This window comes from Streptomyces sp. NPDC001617 (assembly GCF_053596855.1).
Genome location: NZ_JBSFHA010000091.1, coordinates 28,963 through 42,980 on the forward strand (window position 1 = coordinate 28,963; position 14,018 = coordinate 42,980).

Below are 14,018 nucleotides of genomic sequence, written 5' to 3' on the forward strand. Positions count from 1 at the left end.
GGGCGCTTCCCTAGGGTGAGGGACATGACGCTACTCGCACATGATCGGTACTGCGATGAAATCGCCCTCCAGGTCGAGCGGTTGAGGGCGGTGGTGACCAGCGGCGCCGATCTGTACGCGACCGTCCCCACCTGCCCGGACTGGACCCTGGAACAGCTCGTCCTGCACACGGGCGGCGCCCTGCGCTGGTCGGGGACGCTGGTACGGACACGGGCGCAGGAGAACGTCCCCGACGAACAGGTACCGCGGGGCGACGGCCCAGAGACCCCGGGGGACGCCGCCGCGCTCGACGCCTGGCTGGCGGAGGCCGGGGAGCTGGTGGTGGGCGCGCTGCGCGAGGCCGGGCCCGACGCCAAGGTGTGGTCCTGGTCCGGGATCCACACGTCCGGCTTCTGGGCCCGCCGAATGGCGCACGAGATCACCGTCCACCGCGCGGACGCCACACTGGCCGCCGGGCTGCCGTACGAGGTCGCGCCCGAGGTGGCCGCCGACGCGATCGACGAGTGGCTGCAGATCGTGGAGTGGTCCCAGCGGGCGGAGCCGCACGAGGAGGCTCTGCAGGAGCTGCGCGGACCCGGCCGCGGCATCCACCTCCATGCCACTGACGGCACCCCCGAGTTGAACGCCGAGTGGGTCATCGAGCTCACCGGGGACGGCGTCTCCTGGCGCCGAGGTCACGAGAAGGCGGACGTCGCCCTGCGTGGCCCGCTCACCCCCGTCCTCCTCGCCTTCTACCGCCGACTACCCCTGGACAGCCCGGAGTTGGAGATCCTCGGCGACCGGGAGCTGCTGGAGTTCTGGCTGGAACGGGCGTCCTTCTGAACGACCGTGGCCCGTCCCCCGGGGATACGGGGACGGGCCACAGCGTGGTGCGAAGTGAGGCGTCAGCGGCTGCTGTTCGCCCCGCGACGGCGCATGCCGAAGTAGACGGCGCCGCCGCCCACGACGACCAGCGCGCCGGCGATACCGGCGATCATGCCGGTGTTGGAGCTCGCACCGGTCTCGGCGAGGTTGGACTCACCGGCCGCCGGGGACGCGGCGTTGGACGAGGTGTCCGCCGGAGCGGAGCTGCTCTCCGATGCCGACGCCGACGGGGTCGGGGTGTCCTCGGCCGGGGTCGAGGCGGACTCCGACGGCGACGGGGTGGCCGACGGGGTCGACTCGTCCTTGGAGCAGCCCTCGGACGGGGTCGTCAGGTTCGGCGTGATGTCCTTGTCGACGATCTTGCGGTCGCTCTTGCCGGCCGAGACGTGGACGCGGTACTCGGCGTTGGGCGCCCAGTCCTCGTCGAAGGTGATGGTGACACCCTCCCGCGAACCGGTGACATCCTGCTCACCGATCTGCTTCGCGTCGGCGCCGTTGCTCTCGAGGAACACGGTGATGGTCGCGGGCGTACCCGAGGCGTCCTTGTCGGTGACGGTGATGACGCCCTTGCTGCCGTCGCACTTGGCTTCGGCGGAGAACTCACTGATGTTGCAGGCCAGCGCAGAGCCGGCAGCGCTCACGGCGAGCGCGACGGAGGCGCCGGCGACACCCAGGATCTGCACGGAACGTCGTGCGGTACGGCGAGTTATGGACACGTTTGCCCTTCAAGGGATGGCACAACTGCGGGGGGTCGGCAGGAAGGTGAGGCGACGAAGAGGTGAAGCTTCACGTTCCCCAGGAGACTCACAGATCTATAAGCGTTCCATAAGTAGTGTCAATCCGTAGGCCCCCCTTGAGCGTTGGCTTTACCCGCTTATTAACTGCAGATACGTTTCAACGCCTCCGGAGCCTCCTCGATCCGGTCAACAAGGGCGATACGGGACTCCATTGAGCGTTCCCGGGCGAGTGACTGCAAGAGGGGCCAGGCCGGCAGCCGCTCCGTCCAGTGTTCCCGGTCGACCAGGACCATGGGCGTCGGTTCGCCGCGCGACTCGTAGTAGTTGGGCGTCGCGTTGTCGAAGATCTCCTGTACGGTGCCGGCCGCGCCCGGCAGGAACACCACACCCGCGTTGGAGCGGGCCAACAGACCGTCCTCGCGGGTGGCGTTGGCGAAGTACTTGGCGATGTGCGAGGCGAAGGGGTTCGGCGGCTCGTGGCCGTAGAACCACGTCGGGATGCCGATCGAGTGGTTGCCCTTCGGCCAACGGGAACGTACCTCGAACGCGGCCCGCGCCCAGTCGGTGATCGAGGGCTTGAAGGAGGGTGCCTCGGCGAGGAGTCGGCAGGCCTCGTCGAGCATCGGGTCGTCGTACGGCGCCGTGTACGCGCCGAGGTTGGCCGCCTCCATCGCGCCCGGCCCGCCGCCCGTCGCCACGGTGAACCCGGTGCGGCTCAGCTCGCGCCCCAGGCGCGCCGCCCCCGCGTACGCCTCCGTCCCGCGCGCCATCGCATGACCGCCCATGACGCCCACCACCCGCGCCCCGCGCAGGAGTTCGTCCAGCGCGTCCGAGATGGAGTCGTCGTGCACGGCACGCAGGGTCGACGCGAATATGTCGCCGTCGGCCTTGGTCTGCTGGAACCAGGCGTAGGCGAGGGCGTCCGGTGTCTCCTCGTACCCCTTGTCGAGGGAGGCGAACAGGTCGTCGGGTGTGTAGAGGTGCCCGCGGTACGGGTCGAAGGGGAGATACGGGACCGGCGGGAAGACCAGGGCGCCGGCGGACCTGATCTTCGCCTCGGCGTCCGGCCGCATCGGGCAGCCGAGGAAGACGGCTCCCGCGGTGTCGGTGGTGAGCAACTCCTTCGTACGGTCCGTCAGATCGACGGCCTGTACGCGGTAACCGGCGAGAGTGCCGCGAGCCGAGACGGTCGCGTCGAAGTCCTCGAGCGTCTCGATCTCGCGTTCGTCGTGGTGGGCCGCATGGGCCGGGCTCGTCTGCACGGGCCCATGCTAGGCATCACGGGGGTACGGCCCTGGCTCAGCCCTGGACCGCCGCCGGGTCCATCCACACGACCTCCCAGGAGTGGCCGTCGAGATCGTCGAAGGAACGGCCGTACATGTAGTCGTGGTCCTGGACGTCGTCGTTGCCCGTGCCACCCGCTGCGATGGCCTTGCCGACCAAATCGTCGACCTTCTCGCGGCTCTCGGCGCTCAGACAGAGCAGCACTTCGCTGGTCCGCGTCGAGTCCGCGATCTCCTTCTTGGTGAAGTCGGCGTAGCGCTGCTTGCTCAGCAGCATCGCCACGATGGTGTCGCTGATCACGACGCAGGCGCAGTCGTCCGTGCTGAACTGCGGGTTGATCGTGTAGCCGAGCTCCGTGAAGAACTTCTTCGACGCGTCGACGTCGTTGGTGGCCAGGTTCACGAAGATCATCTGCTGGTACATGCGGGGTCTCTCCCATCGGGGCCGTTCGGGGTCCGTGGTGTTCGGTGGGTAGACCGGGGCGTGGTGCGGAACTCATCGGCGGTCGCGGATTTTTTTCTCCGTGTTCTTCGTGCGGGTCTCAGCGGGCCAGCGGGAGAGCGGCCAGCTCGGCCACCAGCAGGGTGAGCGGGGTGAAGAGGGCCAGGAGGGCGCCGGCACGGAGGGCTGCGGCGCTGCGGAGCATGGTCGCCGGGGCGCCCAGGCGGAGCAGGGCGGCCGTGGTGTCGGCGCGGGCCTGTCTCGCTTCCACGGCGGCGGTGAGAAGGGTGGCGATGGTGCAGCCGGTGACCAGGAGCGTGCCCAGGGTGGTGAGGGGGCCGAAGGCGGGTTCGGTGGGGGTGTAGAGGGTGGTCATGGCGTAGGCGGCGGAGGCGACCGCGCAGACGATGCCGAGGGGGCGGCCGATGCGGGTGGCTTCTTCCATGAGGACGCGGCCGGCGAGGAGGCGTAGGGCGCCGGGGCGGGCGGACTGGAGGAGACGGCCGGTGAAGTGGGTGAGGGCGGGGGCGGTGAGGGCCAGGCCGAGGGTGGTGAGGGTGAGGCCCAGGAGGAGGGCGGGGGTGGTGGAGAGGTCGGCGGGGAGGGCGCGGCTGGCGTAGGCCTCCACGGCCAGGCCTGCGGTGAGGGTGGCGATGCCCCAGGGGAGGCCGGCGGGGGGTTTGCGGGGGGCTGGGGGGTTGGCTGTGGTGTCCGTTGTCTGCGGGGTGCCGTCGGTTGCGGCCGGGGGGTGGGAGTCGCTTGCCCGCGCCGGCGGGGTGCCGCCTGTCCTGGGGCCGGGAGCCGCCCCGGCGCCACGACTGCCCGCGGACTGGGTGGCCTGACGAAGGCGCGCGCCGAAGCGGCCGTAGGCGCCGAACGTCTCCCGTGGGGCCCCCGGCCTGCCGTACGTGCCGAAGCGGCCGTACGAGCGTCCTGTGCTCTTCGTTGAGACCGGCCGCGCATCCCGTGGCCGTAGCACCAGCGCCACCGTGACCGACGCGATCGCCGGGACGAGGGCCAGCAGTGTCAGGGCCGCCGGCAAGGGCAGGTCCTTGTCCGAGGCGAGGAAGTCGGAGGCCGTGCCGTCGAAGGGCATGCCTGTCAGATCGCCTCGGAGGTGGAGGAAGACGAGGAGGGCCAGCAGGGAGCCGAGGGTGCTGGAGAGGGCCGTTGTCGTGGCCGCGATGGTCATGAGGCGGCCCGGGCCCAGGCCGACTGCCGAGAGGCCGGGGCGGGGTTTGGTGGCGGGGTCTGTCCGGGCCACCGCCACGGCGAAGTGGACCGTGGCTGCCAGGGGGGTCAGGCACCAGGCCAGGCGGAGGAGGGAGGCCGAGGGGGAGTCGGGGTGGTTCAGCGCGTAGCCGAGGGTGCACAGGAGGAGGAAGCCCGTGCCCGCCGACGCGACCGCCACCAGGAGGCGGCGGAGGTGGACGGCCGGGTCGGAGCCGCGGGTCAGACGGAGAGCGAGCACGTGGCCCCCTGGCCTTCCGGCTCCGTGACCGGGGGGAGGTGGACGGTGTTGACCCGACGGCCGTCGAGCAACGACACCGTGCGGTCCGCCAGCGCGGCCGTCTCCGCGTCGTGCGTCGCCAGGACCACCGTGATGCCGTGGGAGCGGGCCGCGGTCGTCAATGTCCTCAGCACATGGGCGCGGTCCGCGCGGTGGAGGGGGGCCGTCGGCTCGTCGGCGAACAGGATCGCCGGGGCCGGGGCCAGGGCTCGCGCGATCGACACGCGCTGGCGTTCCGCCTGGGTCAGTTCGTGCGGGCGTTTGCGGGAGCGGTCGCCGATGTCCAGGCGCTCCAGCCACTCCAGGGCCGCCGTCTTCGAGCGCCGGCGGCTGGTGCCGCGGAGCATCAGGGGGAGGGCGGCGTTCTCCCAGGCGTTCAGCTCGGGGACCAGGACCGGTGCCGGGTCGATCCAGCCGAAGCGGTCGCGGCGCAGGCGTTCCCGGGTGAGCGGGCCCATCGTGTGGACCGGCACGCTGTTGAACCAGACCTCGCCCCGCTGGGCCGGAACCAGGCCGGAGAGACAGCGCAGCAACGTCGTCTTGCCGCTGCCGCGCGGGCCGCTGACGGCGAGGATCTCGCCCTCCTGGACGCCGATCGAGACGCCGCTGAGCGCGGGCGAGCCATCGCGGTGCTGGAAGTGCAGGGTGCGTGCCCAGAGCACGTCGTTGTCCGGCGGGGCCACCATGGGCGTACACCTCGAGTCAGATCCGTCATTGCCGTGCCAATCCCCCGTGCGGGGGAACGAAGACAGGGCCGATCAGTCACTCGCACGCTAGGCAGGCATCGCCCCGAGGCCGGACAGCACACGGCCCCGGTCGCCCGTTTCTCACTCGAACGGGCGGCACCGGGGCCGTTGTTGATCACAGGGTCAGCTCATCAGAGCTTCGCCCACGCCTCCGTGAGGGTCGCGCGCAGGATCTGCTCGATCTCGTCGAAGGTCTCCTGGTTGGAGATCAGCGGCGGGGCGAGCTGGACGACCGGGTCGCCGCGGTCGTCGGCACGGCAGTACAGGCCGTTCTCGAAGAGGGCCTTGGAGAGGAAGCCGTAGAGGACGCGCTCGGTCTCCTCGTCGTTGAAGGACTGCTTGGTGGCCTTGTCCTTCACGAGCTCGATGCCGTAGAAGAAGCCGTTCCCGCGGACGTCGCCGACGATCGGCAGGTCGTGCAGCTTCTGGAGGGTCGACAGGAACGCGCCCTCGTTGTCGAGGACGTGCTGGTTGAGGCCCTCGCGCTCGAACAGGTCGAGGTTGGCGAGGCCGACCGCCGCGGAGACCGGGTGGCCGCCGAAGGTGTAGCCGTGCAGGAAGGTGTTGTCGCCCTTGTAGAACGGCTCGGCCAGCCGGTCGCTGATGATGCACGCGCCGATGGGGGAGTAGCCGGACGTCATGCCCTTGGCGCAGGTGATCATGTCCGGGACGTAGCCGAACTTGTCGCAGGCGAACATCGTGCCCAGGCGGCCGAAGGCGCAGATGACCTCGTCGGAGACCAGGAGCACGTCGTACTGGTCGCAGATCTCGCGGACGCGCTGGAAGTAGCCGGGCGGGGGCGGGAAGCAGCCGCCCGCGTTCTGGACCGGCTCCAGGAAGACCGCGGCGACCGTGTCCGGGCCCTCGAAGAGGATCTGCTGCTCGATCTGGTCGGCGGCCCAGCGACCGAAGGCCTCGGGGTCGTCGCCGTGGATCGGGGCGCGGTAGATGTTGGTGTTCGGGACCTTGTGGGCGCCGGGGACCAGCGGCTCGAAGGGGGCCTTCAGGGCCGGCAGGCCGGTGATCGACAAGGCGCCCTGCGGGGTGCCGTGGTAGGCGACCGCGCGGGAGATGACCTTGTACTTGGTGGGCTTGCCGACCAGCTTGAAGTACTGCTTGGCGAGCTTCCAGGCGGTCTCGACGGCCTCGCCGCCGCCGGTGGTGAAGAAGACCTTGTTCAGGTCGCCCGGCGCGTGGTCGGCGAGGCGCTCCGCCAGCTCCACGGCCTTCGGGTGGGCGTAGGACCAGACCGGGAAGAACGCCAGCTCCTGGGCCTGCTTGAAGGCGGTCTCGGCGAGTTCCGTGCGGCCGTGACCGGCCTGGACCACGAACAGACCGGCGAGACCGTCGAGGTAGCGCTTGCCCTTGTCGTCGTATATGTAGGTGCCCTCGCCCCGGACGATGGTCGGGACGGGGGAGTTCTCGTACGAGGACATGCGGGTGAAGTGCATCCACAGGTGGTCGTACGCGGTCTTGCTGAGGTCCTTCTGGCTCACGGTTATCGGGTTCCCCACATGTAGGTCTGCTTCTTGAGCTTGAGGTAGACGAAGCTCTCGGTGGAGCGCACGCCGGGCAGTGACCGGATGCGTTTGTTGATGACGTCCAGCAGGTGGTCGTCGTCCTCGCAGACGATCTCCGCGAGGATGTCGAACGAGCCCGCGGTCATCACCACGTACTCGACTTCCGACATGTCAGTCAGCGCCTCGGCGATCGACTCGACATCGCCCTCGACGTTGATCCCGACCATCGCCTGCCGACGGAAGCCCACGGTGAGCGGGTCCGTGACGGCGACGATCTGCATCACGCCCTGGTCGAGCAGCTTCTGGACGCGCTGGCGCACGGCAGCCTCGGAGAGGCCGACGGCCTTGCCGATGGCGGCGTACGGCCGGCGGCCGTCCTCCTGGAGCTGTTCGATGATGGCGAGGGAGACGGCATCCAGATGGGGAGTGCCGTTCCTGGACTCGCGGGACGAGTCCCTTTGCTCTGCGCTTCGACTGGCCACGACCTCACTGTGCACGACGTCTCGACAGTTCCGCAAGCAGTGACCGATGAAATTCGTTGTTTACGTGAGCGAGACCTGCGGATTTCGCAGCCATCCGGCGAGCGGGGGTGTTGAAAACGTGGGCTCTCGGATTAGTGTGGGTGTCTCAGCCAATGGACACGTTGGATCCACTCGAACTTGGAGGGCCGGCAGTGAGCACCGAGCTGCGTCGTCTGCGCAACTACATCGACGGTGAGTTCCGGGACGCCGCCGACGGACGGACCACGGACGTGGTCAACCCCGCGACGGGCGAGGCGTACGCGACCGCGCCGCTGTCCGGACAGGCGGACGTCGACGCCGCGATGGCGGCCGCCGCCGCGGCCTTCCCGGCCTGGCGCGACACCACCCCGGCCGAGCGGCAGAAGGCCCTGCTGAAGATCGCCGACGCGTTCGAGGAGCGGGCCGAGGAACTGATCGCGGCGGAGGTCGAGAACACGGGCAAGCCGATCGGGCTGACACGGTCCGAGGAGATCCCGCCGATGGTCGACCAGATCCGCTTCTTCGCGGGCGCGGCGCGGATGCTGGAGGGACGCTCCGCCGGCGAGTACATGGACGGGATGACGTCGATCGTCCGCCGTGAGCCGGTGGGTGTGTGCGCGCAGGTGGCGCCGTGGAACTACCCGATGATGATGGCCGTATGGAAGTTCGCGCCGGCCATCGCGGCGGGCAACACGGTGGTGCTGAAGCCGTCGGACACCACGCCCGCGTCGACCGTCCTGATCGCCGACATCATCGGATCGGTCCTGCCCAAGGGTGTCTTCAACGTCATCACCGGTGATCGTGACACCGGGCGGCTGATGGTCGAGCACCCGACGCCGGCGATGGCCTCCATCACCGGGTCCGTGCGGGCGGGCATGTCGGTGGCCGAGTCCGCGTCCAAGGACCTGAAGAGGGTTCACCTGGAGCTGGGTGGCAAGGCGCCGGTCGTCGTGTTCGAGGACACCGACATCGCCAAGGCCGTCGAGGACATCTCCGTGGCGGGGTTCTTCAACGCCGGGCAGGACTGTACGGCGGCCACCCGGGTGCTGGTGCAGTCGTCCATCCACGACGAGTTCGTGGCGGCGCTGGCGAAGGCGGCGGCCGAGACGAAGACCGGGCAGCCGGATGACGAGGACGTGCTGTACGGGCCGCTCAACAACCCGAACCAGCTGAAGCAGGTCTCCGGGTTCATCGAGCGGCTGCCCGCGCACGCCAAGGTGGAGGCCGGTGGGCACCAGGTCGGGGAGAAGGGGTACTTCTACGCGGCGACCGTGGTGTCCGGGCTGCAGCAGGACGACGAGATCATCCAGAACGAGGTCTTCGGGCCGGTCATCACCGTGCAGTCCTTCTCCGACGAGGAGCAGGCGGTGGAGTGGGCGAACGGTGTGGAGTACGCCCTCGCCTCCTCGGTGTGGACCAAGGATCACGGGCGTGCGATGCGGATGTCGAAGAAGCTGGACTTCGGGTGTGTGTGGATCAACACGCACATTCCGTTGGTGGCGGAGATGCCGCACGGTGGCTTCAAGAAGTCCGGGTATGGCAAGGACCTGTCCGCGTACGGGTTTGACGACTACACGCGGATCAAGCACGTGATGACGTCTCTGGACGCGTAGACCGGTTGTATGGCGCCTGCGGGGGCGTGGGGGCTGGTCGAGCGCACGCGGCGGTAGCCGCACATCGACACAGCCCCGCGCCCCGTAGGGACGTTGTGGCTAGGCCTGCTTGAGGCCGGTCGTCAGGCCAGGGTCGCCGGGCCTGCCCGGGTCGATGCGGGTGGAGCCGCCCTCGCCCGGGCCCTTGGCCGGGTCGGGCGTCGGGAAGGGGTGGCCGGGCTCGGGGAAGGTGATGCCGGTCTTCTCGAGGATCGGGCCGCACTCCTTGAGGGCCTTCTGGTAGCCGCCCGATGTCGGGTCGAACCCGGCGCCGGTGATCCTCACCCGCAGGCGGACGTGGCCCTCCTTGTCCTTCGCGGCGTGGAAGCGCGGGAAGACCGTCTGGCCCTGGTCGCGCATGCAGCCGGCGAAGTCGTCGTTCGCGGAGTTGAGGTCGTCCGGGGCGTTCGAGGTCGGCTGGTAGGCCACGGCGAAGCCTCCCGGCTTGAGGGACCTGGGCGCGGCGGTGTGATGCGGCTTCGCGGTCGACGGGCCGGATGCCTGGGCCGCCGACGCGCTGACCGTGCCGAGGGCGGCGGCCGTGAGGACGGCGATGCCGAGGGCGATCCGCTTCGGCCGGCTTGCCAGAGCACGCATGGGTACCTCCTGTGGTGACGCGCTTTCGCTGACGACGTCCAGGCAACTCGGACGGCGGTTACAGCAGCGGAACGGTCGGTCTTATGTGCGTGTAACCGGTCGGCCTCCACACTGGAAGCCATGCGTGTGCTGGTGGTCGAGGACCACGAAGAGCTCGCCGAGACCGTGGCCGCAGGGCTGCGCCGGGAGGGGATGGCCGTCGATCTCGCCCTTGACGGGCCGACCGCCCTGGAGCGCGCCGAGGTCAATGGATACGACGTCGTCGTGCTGGACCGGGATCTGCCCGGTGTGCACGGGGACCAGGTGTGTCGGCGGCTGGCCGCCGGTGGCAGTCGGGCGCGGGTGCTGATGCTGACCGCTTCGGGAACCGTGGCCGATCGGGTCGCGGGGCTGGGTCTGGGGGCCGACGACTATGTGGCCAAGCCCTTCGCCTTCGCCGAACTCGTCGCTCGTATACGGGCGTTGGCGCGGCGTGCGCAGCCCGCGTTGCCGCCGGTTCTGGTCCGGGGCGAGCTGCGGCTGGACCCGGCGCGGCGGGAGGCCCTGCGGGACGGGTCCCAACTGCCGCTCAGTCCCAAGGAGTTCGCGGTGCTGGAGCTTCTGCTCGGTGCGCAAGGGGTCGTTGTGTCGACCGAGGAGCTGTTGGAGCGGGCATGGGACGAGGCCGCGGATCCGTTCAGCCAGACCGTGAAGGTCACGGTGAGCCGGCTGCGGCGGAAGCTGGGGGAGCCGCCGTTGATCGAGACGGTGGACCGGGCCGGGTACCGGATCCGATGACAGGGCACGGGGCCGTACGGCTGTTCCCGCGCAGCATCCGGTGGCGGCTCACCCTCCTGTACAGCGCCCTGTTCGTGGTGGCCGGCGCGGTGCTGCTGGGGGTCGTCTACTTCCTCGCCGCGAGCTCCGTCGCGGGCGGGCACTCCCTCACCTCGGTCGAGGGGCCCGGTCGGCCCGACGAGGGCGCCACGCCGACCAGTCCGGCGACCATCCGCGCCGTCGCCGAGGTCATCCGCCGGGACCAGCTGCACGAACTGCTCGTCTACGCCGCCGTCGCGCTCGCCGTGATGGCGCTGGCGTCCGTCGCGCTCGGCTGGCTGATGGCCGGGCGGGTGCTGGCGCCGGTGCGGGTGATGACCGGTACCGCCCGCCGTATCTCCGCCGACAACCTGCACGAACGGCTCGCGGTGTCCGGGCCCCACGACGAGTTGAAGGCGATGGCCGACACCTTCGACGACGTACTGGCTCGGCTGGAGGGGGCGTTCGAGGCCCAGAAGCAGTTCGTCGCCAACGCGTCGCACGAGCTGCGGACCCCGCTCACGCTTCAGCAGACCATCGTGGACGTCACGCTGGCCGACCCGACCGCGTCCCGACAGGACCTGAGAGCAGCCCTGTTGCGCGTGCGGGCGGCCGGGCAGGAGCAGGAGCGGCTGATCGACGCGCTGTTGACCCTGGCCCGGAGCCAACGGGGACTGGAGCGACGCGAGTTGGTGGATCTGGCAGCGATCGTGCGGGAGCGGCTGCCGGGGGGAAGGGGGCGGGGCGGTGGGTGCCGGGACGCCGGGGAGCGGGGTGTCGGGGGTTCTGGCATCGGGGAGCGGGAGGGTGCGGAGCGGGGTGTCGGGGGTTCTGGCACCGGGGAGCGGGACCACGAGGAACTGGACATCGGGGAGCAGGCCGTCGGGTGGCGGGTGGAAGCCCGGTTGGAGCCCGCGGTCGTGTTCGGCGATCCGCAGCTCGTCGAGCGGCTGGTGGTGAACCTGAGCGAGAACGCCGTACGGCGCAACCTCCCTGCGGGGGAGGGCGGTTGGGTGAGCGTGTGGACGGGCGTGGACGCGGCGGGGCGGCCCGGGCTGCGGATCGAGAACAGTGGGCCGGTGATTGCGGCGGATCAGGCCGCGGGGCTCTTCCAGCCCTTCCGTCGGCTCGGCCCGGATCGCGTCCGCAAGCGGGACGGGCTGGGCCTCGGTCTGTCCATCGTCGCGGCCGTGGTCGCCGCGCACGGAGGGCGGGTGCGGGCGCTGACACGGCCGACGGGCGGGCTGGCGGTGGAGGTCTCCCTGCCCGCGGCCGGTGTCTCCCTACCCCCGGTTGGGGTCTCCCTGCCCGCAACCGGCGTCTCCCTACCCCCGGTTGGCGTCTCCCTGCCCGCGCCCGATATCTCCCAGCCCCCGCCCGGTATCTCCCAGCCCCCGCTCTCCCCGCCCCCGCGCCTCTGATCGACCGGCTCTGATCGACAACCTGTCCGGCCCGCGCGGTCCCACTCGACGCTGCGTCGGTTGTCCGTCCACAGTCAGGGGCGGCATGCTGCGTCAATGTCCCTCACACCGAAGAACCCCTCGCCGTCCCGTCGGGCCCTGCTGCGCGCGCTGGGCGGGGCCGCGGTACTCGGCGGACTGGCCGGCTGCGGGGTGCCCGCCGCGTATGTGCGGCCCGGTGAGCGGGCCGTCGCCGATCTGTCCGCCAGTGACAAGCGGCTGACCTGGGCGAACTGGCCCCTGTACATCGACACCGGCGACGACAATCCGAACAGTCGGCCGACGCTGGAGGCGTTCGAGAAGCGCACGGGGATCTCCGTCAAGTACACCGAGGAGATCAACGACAACGACGAGTTCTTCGGCAAGATCAGCCCGGCGCTGATGAACCACCAGCAGACCGGGCGCGACCTGATCGTCATGAGCGACTGGATGTGCGCGCGGTTCGTGCGGCTGGGGTGGGCCCAGAAGATGGACCGGGCCAAGCAGTCGAACGTGGCCAAGTACCTTGATCCGCAGCTGCGTTCACCGGCCTTCGACCCCGGCCGCAGGTACACGGTGCCGTGGCAGTCGGGCATCACCGGGATCGCGTACAACCGGAAGAAGCTGGGGCGGGAGATCCGTCATGTCTCCGACCTGTGGGCGAAGGACCTCAAGGGCCGGGTGACCCTCCTGTCCGGGCTGGACGAGGCGTTCGCGCTGCTGATGCAGGGCAACGGCGTCGACATCACCAAGTGGACGGCCGCCGACTTCGACACGGTGTGCGACCAGGTCGAGAAGTACGTGAACAACGGCCAGATCCGCCGCTTCACCGGCAACGACTACACCAAGGACCTGGTCACCGGAGACGTTCTGGCCTGTCAGGCGTACTCCGGCGACGTCATCCAGCTGCAGGCCGACAACCCGGACATCCGCTTCCTCGTCCCCGAGGAGGGCGCGGAGCTGTGGTCGGACTCCCTGATGGTCCCGGACCGCGCCCTGCACAAGCGCAACGCCGAGCGGCTCGTCGACTACTACTACGAGCCCGAGGTCGCCGCCGAACTCGCCGCCTGGGTGAACTACGTCTGCCCCGTCCCGGCCGCCCAGGACGTCCTCGCCTCCTCGAAGGACAAGGACACGGCCGCCCTCGCCGAGAACCCGCTGATCTTCCCGGACGCCGCGATGCGCAAGCGGCTGGTGATCGCCCGGGACATCACGTCGAAGGAGCGGGTGGAGTTCGCGAAGAGGTGGAACAAGATCGTGGGGCTGTGACCGGAAGACGGGTCGCTGGGACCAAGCATTTTAGTTGGCACATAAGCAAGATAGTTGGCACAGCTGGAAACTGAGCGACGTCGCTGCACTGAGCCGTGACACGCTAGTTGGAACCCAAGCGCCACACCGGGTCAGGATTCAGCCGCCGCCGACACGTACGGCTTGCCGCAATACGCGAAGCCGGCGGACCAGCAGCCCGCAGGGAAGCACAACGCCTTTGCCAACGCGCGGGCCTGGTAGGAAACGCCAGTGCGCTGGCCCGGCTCGCCGCTGAGCGGGAAGTGGCGGGCCACCATGAAGAAGCCGAGCAACTCGCCCGGCGGGCAGCGCGCGCTGGACAGTCCTTCGCCCTAGTCCGTCTCGCAGAGATGCGAGAGGCAGCCGGCGCGCAAGAGGACGTCGAAAGACTCGCGCAACAGGCCATCGAGGCCGGCCACCGATTCGCCTTGATCCGAATCGCCGCCATCCGTGAAGCAGCCGGGGACCTGCATGGAGCCGAACGCCTGTTCCGACTGGCTGTTGCAGCGGGCAACCCCCGACCGCGACAGCCCGACTCGTGGAGATGCAGGTACTCAGGTTGAATCCGTGATGTCCGGTGTCTCGATCAGGCCCTGAAGGTCCAGGCCGGTGGTCGGCAGGCAGCCTGTGATCAGGTGCGGCCGGT

At 69.8% G+C, this 14,018-nt stretch carries 13 protein-coding genes; 5 read left to right on the top strand and 8 right to left on the bottom strand.

Annotated features, from left to right (window positions below; translation table 11 throughout):
• Positions 1-24: 24 nt before the first annotated feature.
• Entirely contained in the window at positions 25-822 is a 798-nt protein-coding gene (locus ACWC09_RS43045) for a maleylpyruvate isomerase family mycothiol-dependent enzyme (protein ID WP_450856576.1), read from the top strand.
• A 62-nt stretch (positions 823-884) separates the two neighbouring features.
• On the opposite strand, the gene ACWC09_RS43050 is transcribed toward ACWC09_RS43045, so the two are convergent.
• The 7 genes from ACWC09_RS43050 to ACWC09_RS43080 all read right to left on the bottom strand — a co-directional run bounded on the left by ACWC09_RS43050 (position 885) and on the right by ACWC09_RS43080 (position 7,599).
• Positions 885-1,580: an LAETG motif-containing sortase-dependent surface protein gene (locus tag ACWC09_RS43050; protein ID WP_450856577.1), complete on the bottom strand. Its 696-nt coding sequence runs from the start codon at positions 1,578-1,580 to the stop codon at positions 885-887.
• A gap of 161 nt (positions 1,581-1,741) precedes the next feature.
• Positions 1,742-2,863, bottom strand: coding sequence for an LOG family protein (locus tag ACWC09_RS43055; RefSeq protein ID WP_450856578.1), 1,122 nt, complete (start codon positions 2,861-2,863; stop codon positions 1,742-1,744).
• 37 nt (positions 2,864-2,900) lie between these two features.
• The gene (locus ACWC09_RS43060; protein ID WP_450856580.1) at positions 2,901-3,308 is read right to left on the bottom strand and encodes a VOC family protein; all 408 of its coding nucleotides are present in this window, start codon (positions 3,306-3,308) and stop codon (positions 2,901-2,903) included.
• 118 nt (positions 3,309-3,426) lie between these two features.
• The gene (locus ACWC09_RS43065; RefSeq protein WP_450856582.1) at positions 3,427-4,797 is read right to left on the bottom strand and encodes a hypothetical protein; all 1,371 of its coding nucleotides are present in this window, start codon (positions 4,795-4,797) and stop codon (positions 3,427-3,429) included.
• Positions 4,779-5,522 (bottom strand): ABC transporter ATP-binding protein, encoded by a 744-nt coding sequence (locus ACWC09_RS43070; RefSeq protein ID WP_450856584.1) that lies wholly within the window; start codon positions 5,520-5,522, stop codon positions 4,779-4,781. Before ACWC09_RS43070 ends, ACWC09_RS43065 begins: the two co-directional genes overlap by 19 nt.
• 191 nt (positions 5,523-5,713) lie before the next feature.
• The gene (locus ACWC09_RS43075) at positions 5,714-7,078 is read right to left on the bottom strand and encodes an aspartate aminotransferase family protein (RefSeq protein ID WP_450856586.1); all 1,365 of its coding nucleotides are present in this window, start codon (positions 7,076-7,078) and stop codon (positions 5,714-5,716) included.
• Positions 7,079-7,080: 2 nt separating this feature from the next.
• Positions 7,081-7,599: an Lrp/AsnC family transcriptional regulator gene (locus ACWC09_RS43080; protein ID WP_450856588.1), complete on the bottom strand. Its 519-nt coding sequence runs from the start codon at positions 7,597-7,599 to the stop codon at positions 7,081-7,083.
• A 176-nt stretch (positions 7,600-7,775) separates the two neighbouring features.
• On the opposite strand from ACWC09_RS43080, the gene ACWC09_RS43085 reads away from it, so the two are divergent.
• Positions 7,776-9,215 (top strand): gamma-aminobutyraldehyde dehydrogenase, encoded by a 1,440-nt coding sequence (locus ACWC09_RS43085; protein ID WP_450856589.1) that lies wholly within the window; start codon positions 7,776-7,778, stop codon positions 9,213-9,215.
• A gap of 99 nt (positions 9,216-9,314) precedes the next feature.
• Here ACWC09_RS43085 and ACWC09_RS43090 read toward each other — a convergent pair whose 3' ends face one another.
• Positions 9,315-9,851, bottom strand: coding sequence for a hypothetical protein (locus ACWC09_RS43090; protein WP_450856590.1), 537 nt, complete (start codon positions 9,849-9,851; stop codon positions 9,315-9,317).
• A 120-nt stretch (positions 9,852-9,971) separates the two neighbouring features.
• Here ACWC09_RS43090 and ACWC09_RS43095 point away from each other — a divergent pair, with 120 nt between their 5' ends.
• The 3 genes from ACWC09_RS43095 (at position 9,972) to ACWC09_RS43105 (ending at position 13,354) form a co-directional block, all read left to right on the top strand.
• Positions 9,972-10,628 carry a response regulator transcription factor gene (locus ACWC09_RS43095; protein WP_450856591.1) on the top strand — a complete coding sequence of 219 codons (657 nt, stop codon included), beginning with the start codon at positions 9,972-9,974 and terminating at the stop codon, positions 10,626-10,628.
• Positions 10,625-12,067 carry a sensor histidine kinase gene (locus ACWC09_RS43100; RefSeq protein ID WP_450856592.1) on the top strand — a complete coding sequence of 481 codons (1,443 nt, stop codon included), beginning with the start codon at positions 10,625-10,627 and terminating at the stop codon, positions 12,065-12,067. Before ACWC09_RS43095 ends, ACWC09_RS43100 begins: the two co-directional genes overlap by 4 nt.
• Before the next feature lie 96 nt (positions 12,068-12,163).
• Positions 12,164-13,354 (top strand): ABC transporter substrate-binding protein, encoded by a 1,191-nt coding sequence (locus tag ACWC09_RS43105; protein ID WP_450856593.1) that lies wholly within the window; start codon positions 12,164-12,166, stop codon positions 13,352-13,354.
• The last annotated feature ends 664 nt before the right edge of the window (positions 13,355-14,018 follow it).